Origin of the sequence: Shimia sp. Alg240-R146 (assembly GCF_947331465.1) — a bacterium.
In the GTDB taxonomy this organism is placed as follows: domain Bacteria; phylum Pseudomonadota; class Alphaproteobacteria; order Rhodobacterales; family Rhodobacteraceae; genus Shimia.
In genome coordinates this window covers 952,206-974,199 of record NZ_CAMZOK010000001.1, presented here as the reverse complement: position 1 = coordinate 974,199, position 21,994 = coordinate 952,206, and the positions used below count along the sequence as shown (strand labels likewise).

The window sequence follows — 21,994 nt, the reverse complement described above, 5'->3', positions numbered from 1 at the left end:
GCCTTTTTTGTATGCTGTGACGGACAGGCTTAGCGCGGCTGCTCGTCTTCCTCGCCGTTTTCCGGCAGGTTGAAAAAGCTGTCGGCATCCGAGAAATCCGCATCCGGCGCTTCCTCTTCGCTGTCATCATCAGACAGCGAGAAGGTTTCCAGACCTTCGATCGCCGTTGGAATTTTCGGCTCGGCTTCCATACCCAGAGAGGTCTGCGTGCTCACCAGCTTGCGACGCTCATCGTCGGTCATCACTTCGCCATCGGCTGCCTTCTTCGCAGCGGCTTTTTGCACAACAGCATCCAGTTCGGACTGTTTGCACAGACCCAACGCCACCGGATCAATCGGCTGAATGTTGGCAATGTTCCAGTGGGTCCGCTCGCGGATCGCCTGAATGGTTGGCTTGGTGGTGCCAACCAACTTGCCAATTTGGCCGTCGCTCAGTTCGGGGTGAAATTTCACCAGCCAATAGATCGACGCCGGACGGTCCTGACGTTTGGACAAAGGTGTATAACGCGGGCCGCGGCGCTTTTCTTCGCCAGTGGCAGCCGCATTGAATTTCAGCTTCATCTTATAAAGCGGGTTTGTTTCCGCGTTTGTCAGCTCTTCCTGAACCAATTGGTTGTTGGCAACCGGGTCAAAACCCTTCACGCCAGTGGCCACATCGCCATCCGCGATGCCCTGAATTTCCAATTCGTGCATGCCAACAAAATCCGCGATCTGCTTGAAGCTGATCGTGGTGTTGTCCACCAGCCAGACGGCGGTGGCCTTGGGGTGCAACAGCTTTGCCATGTTTCTACTCCTTACGAATCTCTATCCGCCGCATATAGGTTTCCCGTCGCCTGACTTTTGTCAGACGGCACCGTTGGTCTGGTGCGGGTTACCGTTGTCGGGGAACTTGAGGCCGATATAGTGCGCTCAAGACAAAAAGGAAAGAGCCAATGCGCCATTTGATAAGCCTCCTCACCGCTGCCCTGCTGGCGGGGCACGCCCTTGCCGACGAAGATATTGCCGGTGAATTTGACTACTATGTCATGGCGCTCAGCTGGTCACCAAACTGGTGCGCCATCGAAGGTGACGCCAAGCGCTCGCCGCAATGTGACACAGGAGAAGACCACGGCTGGGTGCTGCATGGGCTCTGGCCGCAATACCATCAGGGCTGGCCTGATTATTGCCGCACCATCCACCGCAATCCGCCGCGCAGCCTCACTAACGACATGGCCGACATCATGGGCACCTCGGGTCTGGCATGGCACCAATGGAAAAAGCACGGAACCTGCTCAGGACTGTCCGCCAAGGATTACTACGCTTTGTCACGCGAAGCTTACGGCCGCGTGACCCGCCCGCCGGTGTTTCGCAAACTGGATCAATCCGTACGCCTGCCCGCGTCGGTGGTGGAACAGGCGTTTCTGAAGGCCAACCCGCACCTGAAACCGGACACGTTGACGATCACCTGCCGGGATGGATTTATCCAGGAAGCGCGGGTGTGTTTGTCACGTGATCTCAATCCGGTGCCATGCGGTCGCGATGTCAGTCGGGATTGCAAATTGGACAGCGCGCGGTTTGACCCGCTGCGCTGATCCGTCTCAGTCGTCAGACAGCTTGTTGATCTTCAACTTGCCGCTTGCGGCCTCTTTGCATTTGCTACTGGAGAAGTCGGCGCTGGTGCTGACCCAGTTCAAGGCCATCACGCTATCTCCATCCGCCCGAAGGTAAAACGGGATCGGTTCGGTTCGGCCACCGCTGTTGTTGCCGCGTACCATCGTGCCGCAATACAGCTGATGCCCGTTGCTCAGAGCATAGGTTCTAAATTCAGGGAACTGCGCCAATCCGGGGTTGCTTGTCTGCTCCGCCAATCGGTTCTTGGCCCAAAACACCTCCTGCGATGTGGGTGTCGTTGGCGTGGTACCGACGCGCATCATGTCCAGCGAACACGCGCCCAATAGCGGCAGGCAAACCAACGCTGCAATCGAATGTTTCATTGCTGCTTCTCCTCATTGTCTTGTTACCAACAGCATAATCACAGGTTTGAGACCACATCACGGCAAAAATGCAAAAAGCCCGGACGTTGCCGTCCGGGCTTTTGCGTGTCTCATGTGCCAGTTGCTTAGTGCAGCTTGGCGTCGACCTCGGAAATGCCGCTCTCGATCAGCTTGTTGGCGTCAGCCGCTGACATCTGATCGGCAATCACGTTGCGAGCAGCCGCGATGGCCACTGAAACAGCCTGATCGCGCACTTCTTTGACGGCCGAAGCCTCCGCAGATGCGATCTGATCTTGTGCTGCAGCCAAACGACGTTCAATCGAGACTTCAAGATCCGCCTTGGCCTGAACAGCCGCGTTCTGAGCTTCTTCCTTGGCGTGCGCCACGATGCGCGCTGCCTGCTCTTTGACTTCCTGCTGCTTGCGCTCGTAGGACGCCAAAACCGTCTGGGCCTCTTCGCGCAAGGCGCGGGCTTCGTCCAGTTCGGATTTGATGTCGTCCGCGCGCTTGTCCAGCATGCCACCCAAAAGCGAGGGCACTTTGAAGTAAAACAGCACCGCGATGAACAGGATGAACCCCAGCGTCACGACAAAGTCGGTGTTCTTCAGCGAGAAGAACGGGCCACTGGCAGCAAACGCAGGGCTTGCCATCATCAGGGCAGTGACGGTTGCGAGTGTTGTGCGCATGGTCTTACCCTTTCATCCGGTCAGCGACCGCTTTGGTCACGGCAGCAGCATCTGCTTTGCCACCCAGCGCTGCGACAACTTCGTTCGCAGTTGCATCGGCAACATCCTTGATGCTTTCCAGCGCACCGGCACGGATTTCGGCAATTGCCTTTTCCGATTCAGCGGCCTTGGCGGAGATTTCCGCATCAGCCTTCTGTATTGCGACGTCCAGGTCTGCCTGGATCTCGGCCTTCGCTTCAGCAGCAATTTTCTGCGCTTCAACGCGCGCATCTGCCAAAGCCTGATTGTAGGCCTCTTCCGCTTCTACAGCTTTCGCCTTCAGCTCTTCAGCTGCGGCGATGTCATTCGTAATGGTCCCCTGGCGTTCAGCCAGAACCGCGGCAATGCGCGGCAGCGCGATGCGCGACAGGACGAAGTAGATCACGACCAGCGTGATCAAAAGCCAGAAAATCTGGTTGCCCCAGTTCGAAAAGTCGAGCTGTGGCATGCCCGGTGCAGAGGCAGCCTCTGCGGCGTGGCTTGCGGCGTCAGTTGTAGTGGTCGCCATGACGTCCTCCTGGGAACTTCCGTGTGATTACGGGTGGGGCACTAAGGTGCCCGCACCCGCACGTAAGGATGGTTCCGTAGGCTTAGACGGCGAACATCAGCAGAAGCGCAACCAGGAACGAGAAGATGCCCAGTGCTTCCGCAAACGCGATGCCGATGAAGAGAGTAGCAGTCTGACCAGCAGCTGCAGATGGGTTGCGCAGTGCGCCAGCCAAGAAGTTGCCTGCCACGTTACCAACACCGATAGCGGCTGCGCCGGAACCGATTGCTGCGAGACCTGCGCCGATGTGTGCGAGTTGACCTTCCATGAGTGTATCTCCTTACGATTGGAAGTTAATAGATAGAGTTCGTAGTTCTGGGACCGTTAGTGCGAAGGATGCAGCGCATCTTTCAGATACACACAGGTCAGAATGGTAAAGACGTAGGCTTGGATAAAGGCCACAAGGACCTCCAGACCGTACATCGCGGTGATCGCCACCACGGACACAGGGCTGACCACGGCGATCGCGGCGAAGCCTGCGAACACTTTGATCACCGCGTGACCGGCCATCACGTTACCCGCAAGACGGATGCTGTGGCTGACAGGACGAACGAAGTAGGAAATCAGTTCGATGATCGCCAGGATCGGACGCAGCGCCAGTGGCGCGCTTGAGACCCAGAAGAGACCAAGGAAGCCCATGCCGTTCTTAACGAAACCAACGACGGTCACGGTCAGGAACACCAGCAAGGCCAGCACCACAGTCACACCAAAGTGGCTTGTGGTAGTAAAGGACATTGGGATCAGGCCAAGGAAGTTGGCAAACACAATGAACATGAAAAGCGTCATGATGTAGGGGAAGAACTTGATCGCGTCCTTGCCGGCCACATCTTCGACCATCTTATAGACAAAACCGTACGCCAGCTCGCCGATCGACTGGCTGCGCGATGGCACAACTGCGCGGCGGCGCGTGCCAACAACCATCAATGCAATGACGGCCACAACGGCCAAGGCCATCCAAAGGGTCACGTTTGTAGGGGTGTACCAATTGATTGTGTCGCCACCAAACAAAGGTTTGATGATGAACTGATCCATCGGGTGGAATTCCAGACCGCCACTCTCCGCGCCGTGTGCTTCGCTTGCCACGTTCAGTTCCTCTCGTCTCTTTCAGCGACCTCGGCCGCTTGTTTCTCTTCGATCTCTTTCGCGGTGCGCATCATCACGTTGATACCCGCGGCAAGACCAAACAATGTGAACAGCACCATGAAGATCGGGAGTGTCCCGAACACGCTATCCAGCGCATATCCGATGCCAAAACCGATCCCAAGACCGGCTACCATTTCTACCACCATGCGCCACGCCTGATTGGCGCCCGAATAGTGCTCATCAGCGCGGGGTTTGGGGTCCTGGGCCTTTTTGGCCGCCTCGATCCGCTCCTCAAGACGCTGCATTTGGTCTTTTTGGCCCGGCTCGGTCACGCGCAAAATCCCTCCGCTGACGTTGGCGTAGTGCTATTGCGGCAAAGGGTATGAGTCAATGACATTGATCGGACAGGACGACGCAGGTTAGTTCCATGTTTTAAAACACTAATTTCAGATGTAAATTCGCCGCCGCATACATCGATAGGCCTCGTCAGGGCAAAGTTCGCCCCCTTTTGTATATTCAACGATTTGGTTGAGTTTCGCGTTTGCGGATCTTTGGGCCATCGCGCTCTCCTCCTACCGACACCTCAATGTACGGCGCTTTTTGCTGTATCACGACGCGCTGCATTTCGTTTCGATTGCGCACACTTGCGCCCGAGGTTCCAAGAACTAGCCGCCCACTCGGGTCAGAACCGCTGGCAATTTCGCCTCTAGCAGTTCGACCAACTCCGGCTGCATGAACGCGTACTTGTCCGCAATCCCGAGGCTGACCACCTTCTTGCCCGCAGGCACCGCCCCAAAGAGCCCTTTTAGCCGTGAAACCTGCCGCCGCTCCATCACGACGATCAAATCCGCCCACTCCAGATGCTCCGGCGTCATCGGCTCGTCCGCGTCTTTGCTCAGGCCAGCATAGTCCGCCTTAACGCCAAACACTTCCGCCGCGACCTGCGCCGCCGTCGGACTGCGCATCCTCGCCTTTCCACATATAAACAGTACCTTCGCCATACATGCGCCTCCCCTGCGCGATCTCTAGCGCACTCGCTTCAACGACGCCATTGGCTTGACCACCCCACGCCACACCGCTACCCCAAGGACGTGACCCACACTGACGCTCTTGATACAGTCTTCTCCGCCCTCGCCGATCCAACCCGTCGCGCGATCCTTTCGATGCTGCTTGAGGATGATATGGCCGTGACAGACGTGGCAGAGCCGTTTGAAATGTCTCTCGCCGCGATTTCCAAACATCTGCTGATACTGGCAAATGCCGGTCTGATCTCTCAGGAAAAACGCGGGCGGGTGAAATGGTGCAAGCTCGAACCAGACGCGCTGCGCGCCGCATCGGTCTGGATGCAGGGCTTTGGTCAGTTTGAGCCCGTCAATCTGGACGCCTTTGAGCGGTTTCTGGAAACCGAACTCACCGACCCTAATTCTAAGCCGCCCGCAGACACGCCCGAATAAACTTTGCCGCAGACCGGTAATGCGACGGTGCCGCCGCCTCGGCCCAGCGCCCGGTGGTCCACGTGTTGTTGGCGCCTTTCATCGGGCCGCCATAAAGCTGCACCTCATCCAGTGACGACACCAAACCCGTCCACCGCGCGTGTGCGGCCTTCATCTCGACTTGGGCCGCCGCCCAATCGACGCCCGCGCGTTCCGCCAGAACGTGCGCATTATAGGTCTTCAAATCGTTCCATTTGTATCCTTTGGCCGGGAAATAAACGGTCTCGCCCGCTTGTCCGTCGCGATACCAATCAAGGAACAAATCAATCCAATGTGCCCGATGCACTACAACATCGCGGATCGACCAGCCGTCTTCAAATGGCCTCCGCGCAACATCTGGCGAAACGGTTTTCATCAATCCGTCAAGTTTGGCGAATTCCTTTTCAGCAACGGCAATCAGATCGGCTTTATTGGTCGCAGCAGGCATCCTGGTCTCCCTCAAGAACCCATACGTTTCTACCGCAACAGCCTCTACCTTGCTTTGCGCCACATCAAACGGGCAGCGCACTACAACAGCGCGTCATACCCATCGAGCCGGATATCCAGAACGGCCCGCTCCCACGACCCGCCTTTCAGCTTCCACATCGGTTCCGCCAGAAGCTTCAAATCTGCCACATCCAGATCCGGAAAATTCCGCCCCATCGAATGGCTCATCGCCACCCGAACCCCGGGTTTGGGGTTCAATGCAGGGGCAATCTCCCGAACATCCATTTTTAGATGGTGCGCGATGTCCCATTCCTGAACAATGCCATCCGCACGGGTCACCACCCAGCAATGCATGTCCGTGCACGACGTGCGCTTTTCCTCAGGGATGAAATAGCCTGTGACATACCCTGCATCGATGCCGACAGCCCGACACCCCGCGATCAGATAGGCATTGATGTCCACACAGGACCCACGCGTCAGGCCGCACAACTGGGGCATCTCATCAAGGCCCTCATAAAATCGCTTCTCCACGTGCCCATATTGGAAAAGCGCTGTGACATGCGCCGCAATCCGCTGCAATGCCTCGGTCTGATGTGCAGCGCCGGCCACGATGTCTCGCATTTCGCCCGCCAATTCCGTGGCCGCGCGGGTGTAGCGGCTGTCGCGTTGGGCAAACATCGCTTCCGGATAATCGGCCCCGCCCCGCGAAAACTGCCACCGAAAGCTGATGTGGTCCGCCTCCGGCACAACTTCGACCGCCCCCTGCCCGCAGCCGGGATCAAAAACCACCCGTTGCGATCCACCCCTGATGTTCAAAGAGACCGGCGCGACATCCGGCGTGCTCAGCCCCAGCGGCGCCACCAAAACGGCATCGTCTCGGCAATCACGAGTGACGTCCAGAGATATCATGAAACGCGCCTTTCAGGTCTTTCAGAGAGTTTTTTCAGGCCTACGTAGGTTACATGACAGGATCAAGACGCATCCGTTTCCAGCAACAAAACCAAGGCCCCAATCGTCAGCGCCACGCCAATCAAAACAAATCCCGACGGCGCCCCGTTCCCCAGCCCGAATTCCCAGCAGATGACCCACGTCGGCACCAGATAGGTATAGGCCATGACCTTTGCACTCGGCAGCTCTAGGGCCGCAAATTGCAACAACACAAATGTCGACGCACTGGCAAATATCGCCAAATAGATCACGGTGCCCCAAACAAGCGGTGACAGTCCGGTCCAGTTTGTCGCCAGAATGTCGCCCCAGCCAAACACCGTCAAAACCGCCAGCCCCGCCATCAACATGCCAAAGGTGAACACCACCGGCCGCTCGCCCCGGTTCAACTTGCGCACCATCGGCGTATAGGCGGCATGGGCCACACAGCCCCAGAAGTAGTAGAATTCGCCTTCCCCAACCTCAAACCGCAAAAACGCCGCCCAATCGGCGCGAAAGATGACCCACAGGGCTCCGATTGCGCCGATAGCCAGCGCCACCGCCATCCGCCGCGTGGTGATCTGGCGCAACAACACCCAGCCAAATCCGGCAGACATCAATGGGGTCAATGTGAACACCGCCGCCGTGCTCACAGGATGCGCGGTCTTCAGCCCTTCAAACATCAGCACAAAATAGATCGCGAAAAGTCCGCCCAGCACCAGATACCGCCACGGCGCACGAAAGCTGCCTGACGGAATCCCACCTGTGGCCAGCGCTGCCACCCCGATTACCGCCCCAGCGATCAGAAACCGCACCGCATTCAGGGCCGCTGGCGCCACATCATTGGCCACCATCCCGCCCAGAGAAAACGACCCTGCCACAAGGGCGGAAAACAACAGCATCGCCAGATGCCCACGCGCCGCTCGGCTCATTGCGCCTGCCACTCCTGAGCATGTTCTTTCAGGAAACTCAAAAAGGTCTGCACTTTGGTGGTTCTGTGCAAATCGACGTGGGTCACAAGCCGCACATGCACCGCCCACTCGGGGCGCGGCGGCAGCACTTGCTGCAACCCCTCTTCACTCTCTGCCGACCACTGCGGCAAAAATCCAAGTCCCGCACCGGATCGGATAGCTGCGGCAATTCCGCGATCCGAAGTCGAGCGGAACGTCACATTTTCCCGCGGCACATATTGTTTGAGCCACCGATAAAATGGCGCGCGGCTTTCTTCGTTGTCATGCCCAACAAACCGGTGATTGACCAAATCCGACTCGTCCTTGGGAACGCCCCACCGCGCGATATAGGCATCGGACGCAAACAACGCCGACGGCAACTCGGCCAGAGACTGCACCACGTTGTCGGGCTGCTCTTCGCCCACACCGGCCCGGATCGCCACATGCGCCTCGCCGTACTCCAATCGGAACACGCGATCTCCCGTCAAGAACCGCACCATCAAATCCGGATGCGCGGCCTGAAACTCTGCCAATACCGGCGCCAACAGGGGCGCAAAGCCGCCCAGCGACGTCACCACCAATTCGCCTGACACATCTTCGCCACGGCCTTTCATGCGGCCTTCGAGTTGGCCGAACTGGTCATCTGTCGCCTGCGCCACTCGCATCAGGTCCTGCCCGGCCTCCGTCGCCGTGTATCCCCGCGCGTGACGCTGAAACAGCTTTAGGCCCAACTTGGCCTCCAACGAGTCGATGTGGCGGATCACCGTGGCATGGTGCACCCCCAACACGTCTGCCGCGCCGCTGACCGTGCCCAAGCGCGCCACCTGGTAAGCGGTGCGGATTTCATCCCAGTTGTCCATACTGTCCCTCGTCCTGTCGTCACTGTGCATTTTTAAACACAGTGTTCGCTATTAGTGCAGTTGTGTGAAATTTTGCAATGTCTAAATGTTCCTTCAGTTGAACAAACACTCCACCAAGGAACATAGCAATGACCCAGACTGTCCTGCACATCGATGCCTCCGCCCGTTTCGCCGATTCCGTCTCGCGCGTGAAATCTGCTGACCTCGTCACCGAGCTCAACGCCGATACGGTTGTTCGCCGCGACTTGGCCGACGGCCTGCCGTTTCTGGATGAGACCTTCACCACCGCGACCTTCACGCCCGAAGAAAACCGCACCGACGCTCAAAAGGCCGCGCTGGAAATCTCCGACACATTGGTTGCGGAACTGCAAGCTGCGGACACCATCGTTATCGGCACCGCCTTGTATAACTTTGCAATCCCCGCTGTGCTCAAGGCCTGGGTCGATCAGATCGCCCGCGCTGGCGTGACCTTCGCCTATACAGAAAACGGCCCCAAGGGCCTTCTTGAAGGCAAAAAGGCCATCATATCCATCGCAACCGGCGGCACCCAGCTGGGCTCGGACTTTGACTTTGCCTCGGACTACCTGCGCTTTGTTCTCGGGTTTGTCGGCATCACCGACGTGACCATCCTCGACAAGGACGGCGCCGTGGTCGACGCCAAAGCCGCCTGAGCGCTTCCGCACCATCTCTGTGCGCAGATACGCTTTTTCCCTCTGGCGGGAGCCTTTACGCTCTCGCCCCACAAAACAACCACTCACGAACTTGGGACACGACACATGCAAAAATACATCCTCCTCATCGCAAAGGCGCTGCTGACGCTGGCCTTTGTCGCCGCAGGTCTGGCCAAACTCTCTGGTCAGGAAATGATGGTTGGCACTTTTGACGCCATCGGCGTTGGCCAATGGTTCCGCTATGTCACAGGCGCCCTTGAAATCGGCTGCGCGATCCTGCTGTGGCTGCCCGGCAAGCAACTGATCGGCGCAGCGCTTCTGGTCTGCACCATGATCGGGGCTGTTTTGACTCACCTGCTGATCCTCGGTCCATCCGCCGTGCCTGCATTGGTGCTGGGTGTGATCGCGGCCTATGTGGCGTATGCCCACCGCGACCAGAACCCTCTGAGCGCCTAAAACTCGACCATTAAAAACAAAGTCCGGCTGCGATGTCTGTTGCAGCCGGTCTTTTTGACTAAAATTCCAAAAACTCCGGCGTGACCCCAACGCGGTCCATAAACGCCCACAAATCCGCAACATCCATCACCACCGTCCGGTCGTTCACCAAAGGATGCATATAAATCCGCTCCGCATCTTGCGCCGTGCTGTCGATGATGAACCGCACGCCCTTCTCAGCTCCCGTCACCATCGCCAGCGGGCTCACCGCTCCGGGGCGAATGCCAAGCATCTCCAACAGCCGGTCCGCCGACCCAAACGACAGGCCACCGACGCCCAACTGTTTTCCAAGCGCCTTCAAGTCAATCTCGCGATCCTGTTCCAGCGTCACCAGGTAATTGCGCTTTTTCTTGTCCCGCAAATACAGGTTCTTCACCCGAAACGCCGCCTCACCTTCGACTGCCATCGCCGCTTCCACCGATTTCGCATCTTCAACCGTGCGCAGCGGCACATGGGAGTGCAACGTCACATCAATTTCCCACCCGCTTAGCTGCTCCAACAACGCATCCGAACTGACCGGCAAACTGTCCTGAAATTGTGACGACGCATCCATCCCGCGCACTCCCTATTGATCCCGCCACTCATAGCCTGCCGCAAAAGCCATATCCACCCGCCACGCTTGACTCTCCCGCGCCTCAAGCGTAAACGCGCACCCAACTCCGGGAGTCTGTCAAACTTCCGGTCCCATGGCTTAGGCCGGGATCGCCCCCCATCAGCGCGTCGCGCCCATGGGGGACATTGGCGTTTGGGCGGTTCGTACCTATCTACGGGCCAAGGTTGGAAACGGTGCTAAGGAGCCGCAAAGCGATGTTTGAAAATCTAAGCGAACGCCTTTCCGGCGTCTTTGATCGCCTCACCAAACAAGGCGCCCTGTCTGAGGATGACGTCAAAACCGCCTTGCGCGAAGTTCGCGTCGCGCTGCTTGAGGCCGACGTCTCGCTGCCCGTTGCCCGCGACTTTGTCAAAGCCGTGCAAGAAAAAGCCACGGGCCAGTCCGTAACCAAATCCGTCACACCCGGTCAGCAAGTCGTCAAGATCGTGCACGACGAACTCAAAGGTGTGCTGGCAGGCGGTGACGATGCCGACCTTGGTGCGCTCAAAATCGACAGCCCGCCCGCGCCGATCCTGATGGTGGGTCTGCAAGGCTCCGGTAAAACCACCACCACCGGTAAACTTGCCAAACGCCTGTCCGAAAAAGACGGCAAGCGCGTGCTGATGGCCTCGCTCGACATCTATCGTCCGGCCGCGATGCAACAGCTGCAGGTGCTCGGCACCCAGATCGGCGTCGACACACTGCCCATCGTGGCAGGTGAATCCGCCGTACAAATCGCCAAACGCGCCAAACAACAGGCGACGCTTGGCGGCTACGACGTCTACATGCTCGACACCGCCGGTCGTTTGCAGATCGATGAAACCCTCATGCAAGAGGTCGAAGACGTCCGCGACGCCGTCAACCCGCGCGAGACCCTGCTGGTGGTCGACGGCCTCACAGGTCAGGTGGCGGTCGAAGTTGCCGAAGAATTTGACGGCAAGATCGGCATCTCTGGCGTGGTCCTCACACGTATGGACGGTGACGGCCGTGGCGGTGCTGCGCTGTCGATGCGCGCAGTAACCGGCAAGCCGATCAAATTCGTCGGCCTTGGCGAAAAGATGGACGCGCTCGAAACCTTTGAGCCCGACCGCATCGCCGGCCGCATTCTTGGCATGGGCGACATCGTTGCCTTGGTTGAGAAAGCTCAAGAAACAATCGAGGCCGAACAGGCCGAACGCATGATGAAGCGCTTTATCAAAGGCCGCTTCAACATGAACGACATGAAATCCCAACTGGAGCAGATGCAAAAGATGGGTGGCATGGAAGGTCTGATGGGCATGATGCCCGGCATGGCCAAAATGGCCAAAGGTGTGCAGGACGCAGGCTTTGACGACAAAATGATCGTCCGCCAGATCGCCATGATCCAGTCGATGACCAAAAAAGAACGCGCCAACCCGCAGCTGCTGCAAGCCAGCCGCAAAAAGCGCATCGCCAAGGGCTCCGGCATGGAAGTGTCTGACCTGAACAAGCTTCTCAAGATGCAGCGCCAGATGGGCGACATGATGAAGAAGATGGGCAAAATGGGCAAAGGCGGCATGCTGAAACAGGCGATGAAGGGCATGATGGGCAAAGATGGCGCGGACATGGCCAACATGGACCCCACCCAGATGGACCCCAAACAGCTCGAAGCCGCGGCCAAAGCCATGGGCGGCAAAGGCGGTATGCCGGGTGGCCTGCCTGGTCTCGGCGGCGGCATGGGGCTCCCCCCGGGCCTGTCCGGCTTTGGCAAAAAGAAGTAAATGACACAGACATCGGCATATCCTCATGAGGCATCCGCCTCTGATCCAGCAGCAGCTTTGGCTGCTCAGCTGGCAGCGGTCGTGCCGACTCTGGAAACCGAACGATTGATCCTGCGCGCGCCCCGCGCATCCGACGCCGAACACATGGCGGCATTTTTCGCGTCTGACCGATCCAAATTTGTCGGCGGGCCGTTGTCAGCCGAACAGTCATGGCGGGTCTTGGCCACCGAAATCGGCCACTGGACTTTGCGTGGCTACGGCCGCTGGATCGTTGAAGCCCGCGACACGCACACTCCCGTTGGCAATATCGGCCTTTGGTTCCCGCATGGCTGGCCCGAAGCTGAAATCGGCTGGGATCTGTTTGATGGCTTCGAAGGACGCGGGTTTGCCGCCGAAGCAGCCACCGCCGCGCGCAGCTATGCCTACGACGTGCTTGGCTGGCAAACCGTGATCAGCTTGGTTGCCCCGCAAAACACCGCCTCTCGCAAACTGGCCCAACGTTTGGGCGCACGTCAGGATGGCGTGTTTCAACACGAACGCTATGGCGAGTTGCAAATCTGGCGTCACATGTCCCCAAACGACATCGCCGACGGCGGAATGGAGGCCTACGCATGAGCCTCTCACTGAACATTCCCGCCGTTGAAACCGACCGCCTGATCCTGCGCGGCTACCGCGAAAGCGACCTCGATGCGGTCTTTGCCTTCAACCAAGGCGAACGCAGCCACTGGGTTGGCGGCCCCAAAACCACCCGCCACGAATGCTGGCGCGTCATCATCGGCGTCGTCGGCCACTGGGCTTTGCGCGGATATGGCCTCTGGATGGTCGAGGAAAAAGCAACCGGCAAACAATGTGGTGGCGTTGGCATCATCAACCATGTCGGCTGGCGGGAACCAGAACTCGGCTGGCACGTGTTTGACGGCTTTGAGGGCAAAGGCATCGCCTATGAGGCGGCTCTCGCCGCCCGTACATACGCAGCACAAAACTTCAACGTGCCTGCCCCGATCAGCTATATCCGCCACGACAACCATCGCTCCATTGCGCTGGCTGAACGGCTTGGCGCGACATTGGAATGCGAGGGCGAACTTACCGGCAAACCTTGCCTGATCTATCGCCACCCAGTGACGGAGGCTGCATAATGGCCACGCGCAATATCCCCGTTCTGGAAACCAAACGCCTTGTCCTGCGCGGCCCCGAGCCCGAGGACTACCCGAACTTCAAAGCCACATTTGCCTCTTACCGGTCCCGCTTTATGGGCGGGCCGCTGAATGCCTATGAGACCTGGATGCTCTATGCGGCTGAAATCGGCCACTGGAACATTCGCGGCTACGGCATGTGGATGATCCACGACAAAGAGACCGACGAAACGCTTGGCATGGCCGGCGGCTGGATGCCCGCCCAATGGCCCGAACGTGAAATCGCATGGATCATCTGGCCGGAAAAAGCCGGTCACGGCTATGCACTCGAAGCCACCAACGCCGTGCGTCGCTATTTCTATGACGACCTCGGCTGGGATGGGGCCGTGTCCTACATCGACCCGAAAAATCTGGATTCCATCCGGTTGGCCGAACGCCTTGGCGCCGAAAAAGACAAGTCCGCACCCTCCGTCGATGGTCACGATGTGGTTTACCGCCACCCGTCGCCCGAAACCCTGCGCACCACGCAGATCGGCGACGCCATCGAAATGGAAATCAGCCACTACGCCGACCCGATGTTCAAACCGAAAGGCTACGCCCTTGACTGACGCAGCTACCCGCGCCGCTGACGTGCTCAAAGAGCACCGCGAAAGCATCGACCGCCTCGATGCGATCCTCGTCTATACGCTGGGCGAGCGGTTCAAACACACACAGGCTGTTGGCAAGCTCAAAGCCACACACGACCTTCCCCCGTCCGATCCGGCTCGCGAAGCGAAACAGATCGCACGTCTTGAAGACCTTGCAAAACGGGCCAATCTGGATCCCGAATTTGCCAAGAATTTCCTGAACTTCATCATCGCTGAGGTCATTCAGCACCACAAGAAGCATCAGGAATAACAAACCGTTGGGCCGCTGAATTCGGTCCTTCGACACCAACCCGCACCGTGCTGGTGCAACTACCAAAGCACCCCGGTGCAAACGCCATTATAGGAGATACACCCATGGCTATGAAAATTCGTCTCGCCCGCGGCGGTTCCAAAAAGCGCCCCTTCTACCGTGTTGTAGCTGCGGACAGCCGCATGCCACGTGACGGCCGCTTCATCGAAAAGCTCGGCACATACAACCCACTGCTGCCTAAAGACAGCGAAGAGCGTGTAAAACTGGACATGGAACGCGTTCAGTACTGGCTCGACGAAGGCGCGCAGCCTACCGACCGTGTTGCACGTTTCCTCGAAGCGGCTGGCACAATCGCCAAAACCGAGCGCAGCAACCCTAAGAAAGCTGAGCCCGGCAAAAAAGCGCAAGACCGCGCCGAAGAAAAAGCCGCCAAAGCGGCTGACGCAGCCGAAGCCGCTGCCGCGCCTGCAGAAGAAGCAGCCGCAGAAGAATAAGTTAGGCCCGCACCGGAATGACAGAGTTTACGCCAGATTTCCGGGACGACCTGACACGGCTCATGATGTGGCGGCGCGATGTGCGCCGCTTCCGCTCGGATCCAGTGGACGAGGCACTCCTGTCGGAGTGCCTCGACACGTTTTTGCTGGCCCCTTCGGTGGGGCTCAGCCAACCTTGGCGCCTTGTACGCGTCCAATCCGACGCTGCCCGTGCTGCCGCTCTCAAGAATTATCAATCTGCCAATGCGATTGCGCTGTCGGATTATTCCGACGACCGCGCCGCGCTCTATGCGCGCCTGAAACTGTCCGGCATGCGCGAAGCGCCGGTGCAGCTGGCAATCTATTGCGACGAAGCCACGCCCAAGGGCGCTGGCCTCGGCGCCGCCACCATGCCCGAGATGCGCCGTTATTCTGTGGTTGGCGCAGTCACCCAGTTCTGGCTCACAGCCCGCGCACAGGGTCTCGGTGTCGGCTGGGTCTCGATCCTTGATCCTGACCAGCTCAACCGCGATCTGGACATACCGGCTGACTGGTCTCTGGTGGCCTATCTCTGCGTCGGCTGGCCCGAGGCGCCCTCTGACACACCTGAGTTGGCCAAAGTCGGTTGGGAAGACCGCGACGCCCGGCTTGAAATGCAAACCCGCTGACACCGGCCCACGACCTTGCGTCCGGCTCACAGGTTTCTGCGGTCGCCAACACCGCCTCTCCCTTGCGCCATTCCCCCCAATCCGTCAAAACAGTCTACAAGACCAAAAAGGGCCCAAACCCATGACCAACAGTGATCCCGACATGATCTGCGTCGGCGCCATCGGCGGCGCCTATGGCGTGCGCGGTGACGTCCGTTTGAAATCCTTCACGGCCGAGGCCGAAGCCATCGCGGATTATGCCCCGCTCATCACCGGCGACGGCGCAATGGAATTCGAAGTCACAGTTCTTGGTGTCGTGAAAAACGGTCTCTCGGTCCGCCTCTCGGGGATCTCCACCAAGGAACAGGCCGATGCCCTCAAAGGGGTGCAACTCTATGTGCCCCGCGCCCGCCTGCCCGACACGGATGACGATGAATACTACTACACGGATCTCGTCGGCCTTGAGGTGCGCGACACCGGCGGCACGCTGCTTGGCACCGTGAAGTCGGTCCAAAACCACGGCGCCACAGACCTTCTGGAAATTCAGGGAGCCGCGCTCAAATCAACGGTTCTTTTGCCCTTCACCCGCGTCGCGGTGCCCACAGTCGACATATCGGCAGGCCGCATCATCACCGACCCGCCTGAGGGACTGTTTTGACATGCATGATCGCCCCGTAGCTCAGGCCGCGTTTTTATTACACAGGAGCGCACCATGATCCGCATCCTTGTGCACGCAGGCTTTCACAAGACCGGCACCACCAGCGTTCAGAAAATGCTGGTCCACAACCGCCCGCGTCTGGAACGCCATATCCGGTTTCTCACCCGTCCGGGCATGATCGGCGCGTGCGAGGCAGCCCGTGCCTATTCCGCCGGTCGCCGTCCCGCCGATCTGGCCGAATTTGCCTCCGAAATTGCCGCGGTTTTCGAAGAGATCGACACCGACGATCCGCGCCCGCTTGTGCTCAGTTCCGAAGACCTCTCCGGTCTTATGCCCGGACGCCGTAACCTGACCCGCTACGACGCGGCGCCCCTGCTGATGAAAGCCATCGCCGACACCGCGCAAGCCGCGTTTGGCGACGCCGCCGACATGACCTTCTATTTCTCCACCCGTGCAGCTGAGGACTGGATGCGCAGCTGCTACGCGCAACACCTGCGTGCCGTGCGCATGACGCTGAGCTTTGATGACTATTGCGCCACTTTTGCCGACAGCGCCGACCTTGACGCCATTGTGGATCAGGTGCGCGCCACCGTGTCCCCTTTCAAAGTCGTCAGCGCGCCGCTCGAAGAGGCCGGCACCCGCCCGATCGGCCCGCTTGCTGCAGTGATGGATGCATTGGACATGCCCGGCCGCGCTCGGCGCGGACTAGAAGTTTTGCCACCCGCAAACGTCTCGATGCCGCAGGAGCTTCTGGACGCGATGCTAGAGGCCAACCGCTCCGACCTCAGCGACGAAGACGTGTCCCAAGCCAAGTTTGAAGCCCGTCGCATCTGGCTCACCGGTAACGTCTGACATGGCGGACAAAACCCGTCCACTGATCATCCACGCCGGGTTTCACAAAACCGGCACGACAACGCTGCAACGCACCCTGCGCGAAAACCGCGCTTTGTTGAAACCGCACTGCAACATTCAGCTCAAATGGAAGGTCCGCCCACTGGTGCATGCCACACGCGGTTACTCCACGTGGCGCGATCCGCTGACACTGGCCAAAGTTTCCCTGCGCGCAGATGAATACTGGGCTGAACAACCAACCTACAAAAGCCGTGGCCTGATCCTGTCAGCCGAAGAACTCGCCGGCCACATGCCGGGCCGTGAAGACGTGCCTGACTATCGCCCCGCCATCGACAACCTACGCGAAATCGTGACATCCGCGCAGCGTCGCTATGAGAAATCCGGGCAACAGGCCGACGTCCGCATCGTGATGACCACCCGACAGGCGGATTCATGGTTGGGAAGTGCGTATTGGGAGCATGTGAAATCTTCAGGCATCACCATGTCGCTTGAGGAGTTCAGAACCCGCGTCGGGCCAGTCGCCGACACCCGCCCGATCTTGCAGGAACTGGCCGAGGCCATCGCCCCCGTGCCGGTGATCCCGCTGGCGCTGGAGCATTGGCAAGCCTTGCCACTCGGCGTGGCAGCGCCCCTTCTGGACCTCGTCGGCGTGCCCCCCAAAACCCGCGACACATTGGTGCCGCTGGCGCCGGAAAACACCCGCCTGCCGCAACCGATTTTGGACGAACTGCTGGACCTCAACCGCAAAATCAGCGACAGGGAGGCCCGCAACGCGGCCAAACGCGCCCTGATGGATGCGCACGAAAGGAGCCTGCAAGGTGAGTGACAAAACCGACAAAAAGCCCCGCTCCCACGGGCGCAAATCGATCACCACCTCGTTCAAGCCGCGCGAGTTGATGGACCACAATCCACGCCTGTCCGGTGTCTGGACAGCCCAGATCATTACGCTTTTTCCGGACGCCTTTCCTGGTGTGCTTGGCGAAAGCCTCACGGGTCGCGCACTCAAGGATGGCAAGTGGCAACTCCACACAACCAATCTTCGCCACTTCGGCGTGACCAAGCACCGCAACGTTGACGACACCCCCGCGGGCGGTGGCGCCGGTATGGTCTTGCGTCCGGACGTGCTGGGCAATGCCATCGAAAGCGCCATGTCTGGCGCACGTGGCAACTGGCCCCTGGTCTATCTGTCCCCTCGCGGCCGCCCCTTTGATCAGCAAATGGCGCGAGCTTGGTCCCAAGCGGACGGTGTGACCATGCTGTGTGGCCGGTTTGAAGGCGTGGACCAGCGCGTGCTGGATCACTACAACATCATGGAAGTCAGCCTTGGTGATTTTGTCCTCACCGGCGGCGAGATCGCCGCGCAGGCCATGATCGACGCCACCGTGCGGCTCCTGCCGGATGTCTTGGGCAACGAAGAAAGCACCGTGGACGAAAGCCATTCCGCAGGCCTGCTGGAACATCCGCAATACACCCGACCTGCAGACTGGAAAGGCCGCGCCATCCCTGATGTGCTGATGTCAGGCCACCACGGTAACGTCGAAAAATGGCGCCGCGACATGGCCGAAGCGCTCACCCGCGAGCGGCGGCCGGACATGTGGCAAGCTTATCAAAACAAAAAATAGACAGGGCACCGTACGCTCTGGGCGAGGGTAGCTCGGACGGCGCCCTGTTTTTGAAGGTTGGTCCTTCCACCAGACCATTCTCAATATGTCCAGAACAGGGACGAGCCCGGGACACGTGAGGCACCTTCGGTCGCGGTCGACAGTCATGACTTAAGCCAAGGTCGTCGCCACATTTGCCATGACGCGTTTCGTGAGAGTGATGCGCGCCACTCCTTTAACCTAGCCCACCTGCATCCGAACGGTGGGAAAGGGAAAGTATAGGTGGGCGCTCAAAAGTATAGTCCGGCGTTCAATGGTATGTGTCCGCACCGCAAAAACTGCGCTACCCACCAATCCGATCCCGCCAGCGCACCCAATCTTCCGGACTGCCCCGGAACACATTGATATCGACTTCACCGTCAACCCCCGGCACCTCTCCCGTGCCTGTATATTGCCAGAACGTCCAACGGCCTCCGGGATAGACGTCCCGCGGATGCCCCGCGACGGACCTCAGCCAAAACTCTGTGCCACCGACTTGTCCGATACCGGTGTCCTGATAGAAATCCACCGTGGTGTAAACGATCGGGCGCACGCCATAGTGCTTGTGCAGGATCGCCAGAAACTTGCGCGCCTCCGAGCGCACTTTGGCTCCGCTTGGCCGTTTGGTGCAGGTTCTGGAGCGCGGCGTCCACTCCATATCCAGAACATGCGGCAAGTCCGCACCACGCGGCACGTTGCGGATGAACCAGCGCGCCTGCTCCTCGGCTGAGCGACAGAAATAATAGTAATGATACGCGCCCCAAGGCACCCCTGCCGCCTGCGCGCCCTGGCGATGATCGTCAAACCGTGGATCCGCCAAATCGCCGCCTTCGGTGGCTTTGAAAAAGGCGAAACTGACGCCAGCACTCTTTGCTTTGCGCCAGTCGATTGCACTCTGCCAGCGCGACACATCGATGCCATGGATCGGATAGGCACGCGGCCCGCGCCCTTCCCAGTCATAGGGATCAAAATCGCCAAATTTCGGCCTTGTGACCAGCCGCGCCACCTCAGCTTTGAGATGCGCAGCTTGCCTGTCTGCGGCGGTGACCGGTTCGGGCTGCGGGCGGCTACAGGACACCAGAACCAACAAAACCGCCACGAAGGCCAATGAAAATCGCATCGCACATACCTCAAACCAAAACCAAAGCCGCCACAGGCCAACCGCCGGACGCCCCTCAAATCCTAGCTGGTCTGCGGCCCTTGGGAACAGTAAACTTACCGTAGGGCGCGCAATCTTTTGGCCGATGCAAATCTCGCCTGCCGCACAGTCAATCCCGCTTGCACTGTGGCCCGCTTTCCCCTACATACGCGCAAGTCCGCGCCTCGTATGAGTCGTTCGGGCGTGCTGTGCATTGCAAAACTGTTGTTTTCTTCGGGAACAGGTGCACCACACAGCGAATGACGACAAGAAAAGACGACCTGATCTCTGGCGGGCGCATCTGCGGACCCGGAAGAAGACCGAGAGCTCTTAGGTGCATCAAACCTTTGCGGAACAACCGCAAGCAAAATAGGAGATGGTCAGATGGATCTGATCGCACAGCTTGAGGCGGAACAAGTTTCCGCTCTGGGGAAAGACATCCCCGATTTCAAAGCCGGTGACACCGTTCGCGTAGGCTTTAAAGTGACCGAAGGTTCGCGCACCCGTGTGCAGAACTACGAAGGTGTTTGCATCAGCCGTAAAAACGGCGCAGGCATTGCCGGCTCGTTCACTGTTCGCAAGATTTCCTTTGGCGAAGGCGTGGAGCGCGTATTCCCGCTGCACTCGACCAACATCGACAACATCACCGTTGTTCGCCGTGGTCGCGTCCGTCGCGCCAAACTGTACTATCTGCGCGCACGTCGCGGTAAATCCGCACGTATCGCAGAAGACACCAACTACAAACCCAAGAAAGCGTAAGGAGCGGTATCATGAAAAAAGACACTCATCCCGACTACCACTTCATCGACGTGAAAATGACCGACGGTACGATCGTTCAGATGCGCTCGACCTATGGCGCCGAAGGCGACCAGCTGGCACTTGATGTTGACCCTTCCGTGCACCCTGCATGGAACGGCGGCAACACCCGCCTGATGGATGCCGGTGGCCGCGTGTCCAAGTTCAAAAAGAAATACGAAGGCCTGGGCTTCTAAGCACCGCTTTCAGATGTTTCGACAAAACGCCGCTCCTATTTGGGGCGGCGTTTTTTGTTGATCCTCTCCTATCACTGACCTAAGGCCGCGAGGCATCACCAATCCTTCGGCCAGTCATGGTGCAAATACGCCGCCAACGCGTCGTTATAGGAATACACTTCGAACCGGTGGCGGATGTTCGCGGCGGACAGTGTGTTTGAGATATCCCGACAGGTCACCACAAGCGCTTTGGTTTCATCCCCGTGCGCTTCGATACTAGGCGCTGCCGCACCTTCCAAGTCCTGAAAGACAAACCTCGGCGCGTCGCTTACCTGTAGCGAATGAGGCCCTTCGACGAAGGCATGCCCTCCTGCCTCAAGAACAGCCTTCAACGCGGCCTTGCTAGGCCAAGGGTCCAACTCCGCAGCGGCAATGGCAAAGGCGGCTTTTGCATCACCTTCGCCGGCGACCTTAACCTTGCCACCATTTTGGGGCGCATTTCCCGCAGCACCAGAAATCTCCGCTTCGCCAAGCCCCAACCAAAGCGTCCCCTTCCTATATCCCCCCTTAATCAGGAACCCCTCCTTTTCCACTTCGGGATACTCCTCCGCCCAATCGCGGAACTGATCATTTGTCACCACCCGCGCGTCCATATCACGTGCCGCCAGCAAAATAGTCTTGTCCGCTGGCGTGCCTTTGGGCACCACCAGAACGTTTTCCGCTGACAGGCCAAGTCGCGTCGCAAACGCGCTGTCATGCATGTAACTCTCCGAGACAAGATATCCCGCATTGGCATCAAACATCACACCCAGTTTCAGGTTCTTTGACCTGAGGCTGTCCAAAACCTCGATCAACGTGTCCAAATTCGGCTCGCCGCCCTTCCAATACATCACGTTTGAACCATCGACGATCACCGTGTTTCGGGTCTTCGCCGGTTCCGGCTGAGCCTCAGGTTGACGCCGTCGATCTCGGTACAAAAGGAACCGCAAAAGTCGCGACAACAGAAACATCATCAGCAAAAAAACGAGCAATACAGCAATCAAAAACCCGGCCTCGGGCCGCGCAAAAAAGTCGGACATCTTTTAGATCTTTTTGATAATCAAAATCC

At 58.7% G+C, this 21,994-nt stretch carries 32 protein-coding genes; 17 read left to right on the top strand and 15 right to left on the bottom strand.

Features of this window, described 5'->3' with window-relative positions; all coding sequences use genetic code 11:
• Positions 1 to 29: 29 nt before the first annotated feature.
• A complete protein-coding gene (locus tag PG871_RS04710) occupies positions 30 to 782 on the bottom strand; it encodes a DUF1013 domain-containing protein (protein WP_270726594.1) in 753 nt (250 codons plus the stop codon).
• 149 nt (positions 783 to 931) lie between these two features.
• On the opposite strand from PG871_RS04710, the gene PG871_RS04705 reads away from it, so the two are divergent.
• Positions 932 to 1,570, top strand: a complete 639-nt coding sequence (locus PG871_RS04705) for a ribonuclease T2 (protein ID WP_270726591.1) — start codon at positions 932 to 934, stop codon at positions 1,568 to 1,570.
• A gap of 6 nt (positions 1,571 to 1,576) precedes the next feature.
• Here PG871_RS04705 and PG871_RS04700 read toward each other — a convergent pair whose 3' ends face one another.
• The 7 genes from PG871_RS04700 to PG871_RS04670 all read right to left on the bottom strand — a co-directional run bounded on the left by PG871_RS04700 (position 1,577) and on the right by PG871_RS04670 (position 5,292).
• A complete protein-coding gene (locus tag PG871_RS04700; RefSeq protein ID WP_270726589.1) occupies positions 1,577 to 1,972 on the bottom strand; it encodes a hypothetical protein in 396 nt (131 codons plus the stop codon).
• Between the two features lie 125 nt (positions 1,973 to 2,097).
• Positions 2,098 to 2,658: a F0F1 ATP synthase subunit B gene (locus tag PG871_RS04695; protein ID WP_270726586.1), complete on the bottom strand. Its 561-nt coding sequence runs from the start codon at positions 2,656 to 2,658 to the stop codon at positions 2,098 to 2,100.
• 4 nt (positions 2,659 to 2,662) lie between these two features.
• Entirely contained in the window at positions 2,663 to 3,205 is a 543-nt protein-coding gene (locus PG871_RS04690) for a F0F1 ATP synthase subunit B' (RefSeq protein WP_270726584.1), read from the bottom strand.
• Positions 3,206 to 3,287: 82 nt separating this feature from the next.
• Positions 3,288 to 3,512 carry a F0F1 ATP synthase subunit C gene (locus PG871_RS04685; protein WP_054001005.1) on the bottom strand — a complete coding sequence of 75 codons (225 nt, stop codon included), beginning with the start codon at positions 3,510 to 3,512 and terminating at the stop codon, positions 3,288 to 3,290.
• Positions 3,513 to 3,568: 56 nt separating this feature from the next.
• The gene (locus PG871_RS04680; protein WP_270726579.1) at positions 3,569 to 4,327 is read right to left on the bottom strand and encodes a F0F1 ATP synthase subunit A; all 759 of its coding nucleotides are present in this window, start codon (positions 4,325 to 4,327) and stop codon (positions 3,569 to 3,571) included.
• 2 nt (positions 4,328 to 4,329) lie between these two features.
• On the bottom strand, positions 4,330 to 4,659 hold the full coding sequence (locus PG871_RS04675; protein ID WP_054001007.1) for an AtpZ/AtpI family protein: 330 nt from the start codon (positions 4,657 to 4,659) through the stop codon (positions 4,330 to 4,332).
• A 333-nt stretch (positions 4,660 to 4,992) separates the two neighbouring features.
• Positions 4,993 to 5,292 carry a phosphotyrosine protein phosphatase gene (locus PG871_RS04670; RefSeq protein ID WP_270726576.1) on the bottom strand — a complete coding sequence of 100 codons (300 nt, stop codon included), beginning with the start codon at positions 5,290 to 5,292 and terminating at the stop codon, positions 4,993 to 4,995.
• 126 nt (positions 5,293 to 5,418) lie between these two features.
• Here PG871_RS04670 and PG871_RS04665 point away from each other — a divergent pair, with 126 nt between their 5' ends.
• Entirely contained in the window at positions 5,419 to 5,781 is a 363-nt protein-coding gene (locus PG871_RS04665; RefSeq protein WP_270726573.1) for an ArsR/SmtB family transcription factor, read from the top strand.
• Here PG871_RS04665 and PG871_RS04660 read toward each other — a convergent pair.
• From PG871_RS04660 to PG871_RS04645, 4 genes are all read right to left on the bottom strand, one after another.
• Entirely contained in the window at positions 5,753 to 6,247 is a 495-nt protein-coding gene (locus tag PG871_RS04660; RefSeq protein WP_270726571.1) for a ClbS/DfsB family four-helix bundle protein, read from the bottom strand. The genes PG871_RS04665 and PG871_RS04660 overlap by 29 nt on opposite strands.
• 80 nt (positions 6,248 to 6,327) lie before the next feature.
• Positions 6,328 to 7,155 (bottom strand): transglutaminase-like domain-containing protein, encoded by an 828-nt coding sequence (locus PG871_RS04655; RefSeq protein WP_270726569.1) that lies wholly within the window; start codon positions 7,153 to 7,155, stop codon positions 6,328 to 6,330.
• A 62-nt stretch (positions 7,156 to 7,217) separates the two neighbouring features.
• Entirely contained in the window at positions 7,218 to 8,102 is an 885-nt protein-coding gene (locus PG871_RS04650; RefSeq protein WP_270726567.1) for a DMT family transporter, read from the bottom strand.
• Positions 8,099 to 8,980, bottom strand: a complete 882-nt coding sequence (locus PG871_RS04645; RefSeq protein WP_270726566.1) for a LysR family transcriptional regulator — start codon at positions 8,978 to 8,980, stop codon at positions 8,099 to 8,101. The genes PG871_RS04650 and PG871_RS04645 overlap by 4 nt, the downstream gene beginning before the upstream one ends.
• Positions 8,981 to 9,108: 128 nt before the next feature.
• Here PG871_RS04645 and PG871_RS04640 point away from each other — a divergent pair, with 128 nt between their 5' ends.
• Both PG871_RS04640 and PG871_RS04635 read left to right on the top strand, forming a co-directional pair.
• Positions 9,109 to 9,651, top strand: a complete 543-nt coding sequence (locus PG871_RS04640; protein ID WP_270726565.1) for an FMN-dependent NADH-azoreductase — start codon at positions 9,109 to 9,111, stop codon at positions 9,649 to 9,651.
• Positions 9,652 to 9,756: 105 nt separating this feature from the next.
• Entirely contained in the window at positions 9,757 to 10,107 is a 351-nt protein-coding gene (locus tag PG871_RS04635) for a DoxX family protein (protein ID WP_270726563.1), read from the top strand.
• Positions 10,108 to 10,165: 58 nt separating this feature from the next.
• Here the strand turns inward: PG871_RS04635 and PG871_RS04630 are convergent, their stop codons facing one another.
• Positions 10,166 to 10,699 carry a prolyl-tRNA synthetase associated domain-containing protein gene (locus tag PG871_RS04630; RefSeq protein WP_270726561.1) on the bottom strand — a complete coding sequence of 178 codons (534 nt, stop codon included), beginning with the start codon at positions 10,697 to 10,699 and terminating at the stop codon, positions 10,166 to 10,168.
• A gap of 254 nt (positions 10,700 to 10,953) precedes the next feature.
• On the opposite strand from PG871_RS04630, the gene ffh reads away from it, so the two are divergent.
• The 11 genes from ffh (at position 10,954) to trmD (ending at position 18,759) form a co-directional block, all read left to right on the top strand.
• Positions 10,954 to 12,477 (top strand): signal recognition particle protein, encoded by a 1,524-nt coding sequence (ffh, locus tag PG871_RS04625; protein ID WP_270726559.1) that lies wholly within the window; start codon positions 10,954 to 10,956, stop codon positions 12,475 to 12,477.
• Positions 12,478 to 13,092: a GNAT family N-acetyltransferase gene (locus PG871_RS04620; RefSeq protein WP_270726558.1), complete on the top strand. Its 615-nt coding sequence runs from the start codon at positions 12,478 to 12,480 to the stop codon at positions 13,090 to 13,092.
• A complete protein-coding gene (locus PG871_RS04615; RefSeq protein ID WP_270726553.1) occupies positions 13,089 to 13,613 on the top strand; it encodes a GNAT family N-acetyltransferase in 525 nt (174 codons plus the stop codon). Before PG871_RS04620 ends, PG871_RS04615 begins: the two co-directional genes overlap by 4 nt.
• Complete coding sequence (locus PG871_RS04610) at positions 13,613 to 14,218, top strand: GNAT family N-acetyltransferase (protein WP_270726551.1); 606 nt, start codon at positions 13,613 to 13,615, stop codon at positions 14,216 to 14,218. The genes PG871_RS04615 and PG871_RS04610 overlap by 1 nt, the downstream gene beginning before the upstream one ends.
• On the top strand, positions 14,211 to 14,507 hold the full coding sequence (locus PG871_RS04605; protein ID WP_270726550.1) for a chorismate mutase: 297 nt from the start codon (positions 14,211 to 14,213) through the stop codon (positions 14,505 to 14,507). Before PG871_RS04610 ends, PG871_RS04605 begins: the two co-directional genes overlap by 8 nt.
• Before the next feature lie 104 nt (positions 14,508 to 14,611).
• Complete coding sequence (gene rpsP, locus PG871_RS04600; protein WP_270726547.1) at positions 14,612 to 15,001, top strand: 30S ribosomal protein S16; 390 nt, start codon at positions 14,612 to 14,614, stop codon at positions 14,999 to 15,001.
• Positions 15,002 to 15,018: 17 nt separating this feature from the next.
• The gene (gene bluB / locus PG871_RS04595) at positions 15,019 to 15,648 is read left to right on the top strand and encodes a 5,6-dimethylbenzimidazole synthase (protein ID WP_270726545.1); all 630 of its coding nucleotides are present in this window, start codon (positions 15,019 to 15,021) and stop codon (positions 15,646 to 15,648) included.
• A 121-nt stretch (positions 15,649 to 15,769) separates the two neighbouring features.
• Positions 15,770 to 16,285 (top strand): ribosome maturation factor RimM, encoded by a 516-nt coding sequence (rimM, locus tag PG871_RS04590; protein WP_270726542.1) that lies wholly within the window; start codon positions 15,770 to 15,772, stop codon positions 16,283 to 16,285.
• A gap of 54 nt (positions 16,286 to 16,339) precedes the next feature.
• Complete coding sequence (locus PG871_RS04585; protein WP_270726540.1) at positions 16,340 to 17,137, top strand: hypothetical protein; 798 nt, start codon at positions 16,340 to 16,342, stop codon at positions 17,135 to 17,137.
• Position 17,138: 1 nt separating this feature from the next.
• The gene (locus tag PG871_RS04580) at positions 17,139 to 17,963 is read left to right on the top strand and encodes a hypothetical protein (RefSeq protein WP_270726538.1); all 825 of its coding nucleotides are present in this window, start codon (positions 17,139 to 17,141) and stop codon (positions 17,961 to 17,963) included.
• Positions 17,956 to 18,759 carry a tRNA (guanosine(37)-N1)-methyltransferase TrmD gene (gene trmD, locus PG871_RS04575; protein WP_270726535.1) on the top strand — a complete coding sequence of 268 codons (804 nt, stop codon included), beginning with the start codon at positions 17,956 to 17,958 and terminating at the stop codon, positions 18,757 to 18,759. Before PG871_RS04580 ends, trmD begins: the two co-directional genes overlap by 8 nt.
• Positions 18,760 to 19,081: 322 nt before the next feature.
• On the opposite strand, the gene PG871_RS04570 is transcribed toward trmD, so the two are convergent.
• On the bottom strand, positions 19,082 to 19,897 hold the full coding sequence (locus PG871_RS04570; protein WP_270726533.1) for a glycoside hydrolase family 25 protein: 816 nt from the start codon (positions 19,895 to 19,897) through the stop codon (positions 19,082 to 19,084).
• A 402-nt stretch (positions 19,898 to 20,299) separates the two neighbouring features.
• Between PG871_RS04570 and rplS the strand changes: the two genes are divergently transcribed.
• Both rplS and rpmE read left to right on the top strand, forming a co-directional pair.
• Positions 20,300 to 20,674 (top strand): 50S ribosomal protein L19, encoded by a 375-nt coding sequence (rplS, locus tag PG871_RS04565; protein WP_270726531.1) that lies wholly within the window; start codon positions 20,300 to 20,302, stop codon positions 20,672 to 20,674.
• An 11-nt stretch (positions 20,675 to 20,685) separates the two neighbouring features.
• On the top strand, positions 20,686 to 20,907 hold the full coding sequence (rpmE, locus tag PG871_RS04560; RefSeq protein WP_270726528.1) for a 50S ribosomal protein L31: 222 nt from the start codon (positions 20,686 to 20,688) through the stop codon (positions 20,905 to 20,907).
• Between the two features lie 95 nt (positions 20,908 to 21,002).
• Here rpmE and PG871_RS04555 read toward each other — a convergent pair whose 3' ends face one another.
• Complete coding sequence (locus tag PG871_RS04555; RefSeq protein WP_270726526.1) at positions 21,003 to 21,965, bottom strand: NYN domain-containing protein; 963 nt, start codon at positions 21,963 to 21,965, stop codon at positions 21,003 to 21,005.
• Between the last annotated feature and the right edge of the window lie 29 nt (positions 21,966 to 21,994).

Coding starts and splice junctions, on each gene's coding strand:
- PG871_RS04570 (WP_270726533.1), bottom strand. CDS start 19,897: ATGCGATTTTCATTGGCCTTCGTGGCGGTTTTGTTGGTTCTGGTGTCC.
- rpsP (WP_270726547.1), top strand. CDS start 14,612: ATGGCTATGAAAATTCGTCTCGCCCGCGGCGGTTCCAAAAAGCGCCCC.
- rplS (WP_270726531.1), top strand. CDS start 20,300: ATGGATCTGATCGCACAGCTTGAGGCGGAACAAGTTTCCGCTCTGGGG.
- PG871_RS04580 (WP_270726538.1), top strand. CDS start 17,139: ATGGCGGACAAAACCCGTCCACTGATCATCCACGCCGGGTTTCACAAA.
- PG871_RS04620 (WP_270726558.1), top strand. CDS start 12,478: ATGACACAGACATCGGCATATCCTCATGAGGCATCCGCCTCTGATCCA.
- PG871_RS04695 (WP_270726586.1), bottom strand. CDS start 2,658: ATGCGCACAACACTCGCAACCGTCACTGCCCTGATGATGGCAAGCCCT.
- PG871_RS04635 (WP_270726563.1), top strand. CDS start 9,757: ATGCAAAAATACATCCTCCTCATCGCAAAGGCGCTGCTGACGCTGGCC.
- PG871_RS04710 (WP_270726594.1), bottom strand. CDS start 782: ATGGCAAAGCTGTTGCACCCCAAGGCCACCGCCGTCTGGCTGGTGGAC.
- PG871_RS04610 (WP_270726551.1), top strand. CDS start 13,613: ATGGCCACGCGCAATATCCCCGTTCTGGAAACCAAACGCCTTGTCCTG.
- PG871_RS04700 (WP_270726589.1), bottom strand. CDS start 1,972: ATGAAACATTCGATTGCAGCGTTGGTTTGCCTGCCGCTATTGGGCGCG.
- rpmE (WP_270726528.1), top strand. CDS start 20,686: ATGAAAAAAGACACTCATCCCGACTACCACTTCATCGACGTGAAAATG.
- PG871_RS04670 (WP_270726576.1), bottom strand. CDS start 5,292: ATGCGCAGTCCGACGGCGGCGCAGGTCGCGGCGGAAGTGTTTGGCGTT.
- PG871_RS04630 (WP_270726561.1), bottom strand. CDS start 10,699: ATGGATGCGTCGTCACAATTTCAGGACAGTTTGCCGGTCAGTTCGGAT.
- PG871_RS04650 (WP_270726567.1), bottom strand. CDS start 8,102: ATGAGCCGAGCGGCGCGTGGGCATCTGGCGATGCTGTTGTTTTCCGCC.
- rimM (WP_270726542.1), top strand. CDS start 15,770: ATGACCAACAGTGATCCCGACATGATCTGCGTCGGCGCCATCGGCGGC.
- PG871_RS04640 (WP_270726565.1), top strand. CDS start 9,109: ATGACCCAGACTGTCCTGCACATCGATGCCTCCGCCCGTTTCGCCGAT.
- bluB (WP_270726545.1), top strand. CDS start 15,019: ATGACAGAGTTTACGCCAGATTTCCGGGACGACCTGACACGGCTCATG.
- PG871_RS04655 (WP_270726569.1), bottom strand. CDS start 7,155: ATGATATCTCTGGACGTCACTCGTGATTGCCGAGACGATGCCGTTTTG.
- PG871_RS04645 (WP_270726566.1), bottom strand. CDS start 8,980: ATGGACAACTGGGATGAAATCCGCACCGCTTACCAGGTGGCGCGCTTG.
- PG871_RS04660 (WP_270726571.1), bottom strand. CDS start 6,247: ATGCCTGCTGCGACCAATAAAGCCGATCTGATTGCCGTTGCTGAAAAG.
- PG871_RS04585 (WP_270726540.1), top strand. CDS start 16,340: ATGATCCGCATCCTTGTGCACGCAGGCTTTCACAAGACCGGCACCACC.
- PG871_RS04690 (WP_270726584.1), bottom strand. CDS start 3,205: ATGGCGACCACTACAACTGACGCCGCAAGCCACGCCGCAGAGGCTGCC.
- PG871_RS04685 (WP_054001005.1), bottom strand. CDS start 3,512: ATGGAAGGTCAACTCGCACACATCGGCGCAGGTCTCGCAGCAATCGGT.
- PG871_RS04615 (WP_270726553.1), top strand. CDS start 13,089: ATGAGCCTCTCACTGAACATTCCCGCCGTTGAAACCGACCGCCTGATC.
- ffh (WP_270726559.1), top strand. CDS start 10,954: ATGTTTGAAAATCTAAGCGAACGCCTTTCCGGCGTCTTTGATCGCCTC.
- PG871_RS04705 (WP_270726591.1), top strand. CDS start 932: ATGCGCCATTTGATAAGCCTCCTCACCGCTGCCCTGCTGGCGGGGCAC.
- PG871_RS04555 (WP_270726526.1), bottom strand. CDS start 21,965: ATGTCCGACTTTTTTGCGCGGCCCGAGGCCGGGTTTTTGATTGCTGTA.